Source organism: Endozoicomonas sp. SESOKO3 (assembly GCF_024606255.1).
Genome location: NZ_JAHHPR010000192.1, coordinates 1 through 1122, shown reverse-complemented (window position 1 = coordinate 1122; position 1122 = coordinate 1). Strand labels below are relative to the sequence as shown.

The window sequence follows — 1122 nt, the reverse complement described above, 5'->3', positions numbered from 1 at the left end:
CCCGTGATCACTACCGCCGAAGTGGCGCTGGCCGGACATGTGTCCCCCTGGCCCCTGGAACAGCGCTGGTGGAAACCCCTGTATTTTGTCGGTGCAGGAATGGCAGTTTATGCCGCTGATACGAAAACGAGGGAGCACATACCTGTCGCAGTTTTGACCTACCTAGCGTTCGAAGCGTTATCAAGAACTGGAGCCAGCGCTAGTTCGGCGCTAATCCTAAGAAAAATGAGCGTAAGGGATATTGCAATTGAATGGTATGCGACTGGGGAATACACAGTATTGTCCATGATTAATGGGATTGCGGTAGGGTCTGTCGCCTATGAAGCCATGATCCATAAAGGCCTAAGGCCTGCAAAAGCGGCTCTTGCCTCTGTTGTCAGTGCAGCGATTGTGGGTACTCTCTCGGGAATTATTTCAGTGTTAACAATTGATCTGGATGGACAGAAAAAAGCTCAAGTCATGGCATTAGCCGGAGCCGGAGCGGGAGCCGGAGCCATAATCATAACTGGTATCGGAGCACTAACGACAGCCACAACCAGAGTCTTGACTATAGCCGGAGCCGAGGTCGGAGCCATATCCATATCCGGAGCAGGAGCAGGAGCAGGAGCCATGGTCGGAGCCGTAATCGGAGGCACAGGAGCCTTACTTGGAACCTTAGTTGGACTCTCAGTCTCAGGCGAAGCCGGAGCCTGGCTTATGTTTGGCAGTTCAAAGATAACTTCAAATAACCCGTTTATCAAAGCCGGCGTCACTCTGGTGCCTGCATTGACTTTCGCTGTTGTCAATGCTCTTTCAAGCTACGCCGTTTATGGCTATCCACTGGAACAAGGTCTTTCAGAGACCGGTTGGACTCAATGGAAAAAGTTCTATGCGCCCCTGGATTATCTCTCGACTCTGTTTGACTGACAGACTCAACAGTCAGCCACTGAATCAGCGGTGAATTCTGGCAGCTAGCGCCTGCTCCAGTTGCTGTGCCGAAGGCGCAGTCTGTTGGAAGCATTTGATAGCTACTTTACTTGCACCGAGCTTTGTAGTTAAGGATATTGTCACTCATAGCTCCGTATGGAATCTATATTTCCAGTTCAGTCACTGTATCTGGGAAATCACCATGAATAAGTCGTT

1 pseudogene is annotated in these 1122 nt (G+C 50.4%); it reads left to right on the top strand.

The window, feature by feature from the left end:
- Positions 1–906: pseudogene (locus KDK18_RS03315) on the top strand (hypothetical protein); the annotation flags it as partial.
- Positions 907–1122: the final 216 nt, after the last annotated feature.